The organism is Zoogloea sp., from assembly GCF_023150065.1.
Classification (GTDB): domain Bacteria; phylum Pseudomonadota; class Gammaproteobacteria; order Burkholderiales; family Rhodocyclaceae; genus Zoogloea.
The window spans coordinates 1-683 of record NZ_JAKLLN010000123.1 but is presented as its reverse complement, the minus strand read 5'-3'; the positions used below and the strand labels follow the sequence as shown (position 1 = coordinate 683).

Below are 683 nucleotides of genomic sequence, written 5' to 3'. Positions count from 1 at the left end.
GAAGATCACCCGCGTGACCGAGAAGACGAGGACCAGGGCCAACGCCAGCAGGGCATAAATCGCCCCGCCGGTCACCCCGTCCTGTCCGAGTATCAAAACGATTCCTGCATCCAAGGCCGAACCCCTCTCCTTAACCAGACTACCGTCAAGCCGCATCTAATATTTGATATAAGCGGCGCTAATCCTCCAACAAATATACTTTATACGATATCTCGAATTAGCAACAACTCTTTTTTGATATCTTTTGTAGGGGCGACTTCAGTCGCCCAACTGCGCGCAAAGCACGCGCAGGAGCCAAACCGAAAGTCCGCGGGCGACTGAAGTCGCCCCTACAGCAGGGTGTGTCGACGCTCAAAAAAGAACCGGCCACCTGAAATCAGGTGACCGGTTCTGGCGTGCGGCGCGGCAGGAAGGTGCGAACCGCCAGCGGCGGCGCGGGGTTCAGCTCAGGCGATCAGCCCCGGTACGGGCCGGCGCCCAGGCCGATGGGCGCCGGCGCGGCGGCGACGAGCTTCGAGAACACGTCGGCGAAGTCTTCCGGCTTGCCGCGGGTGCCGCTCATGGGGTCGCGGTCCTGGGTAAAGGCGCGATCCACCTCGGCCCAGTCTTCGGCGGTGAGCACCTTGCGGGCCAGCGGCAGGGCTTCGCGCTCTTCCAGCATCATGTGGTTGCGGTAGAAATCG

General features: G+C 61.3%; 1 protein-coding gene and 1 pseudogene. Both read right to left on the bottom strand.

The genetic code is table 11. The features are described 5' to 3' along the window. A pseudogene (locus L6Q67_RS23815) lies at positions 1-114 on the bottom strand (branched-chain amino acid ABC transporter permease); the annotation flags it as partial. A gap of 340 nt (positions 115-454) precedes the next feature. Next, a partial coding sequence (locus tag L6Q67_RS23810; RefSeq protein WP_367171676.1) for a hemerythrin domain-containing protein occupies positions 455-683 on the bottom strand: 229 nt, incomplete at its 5' end.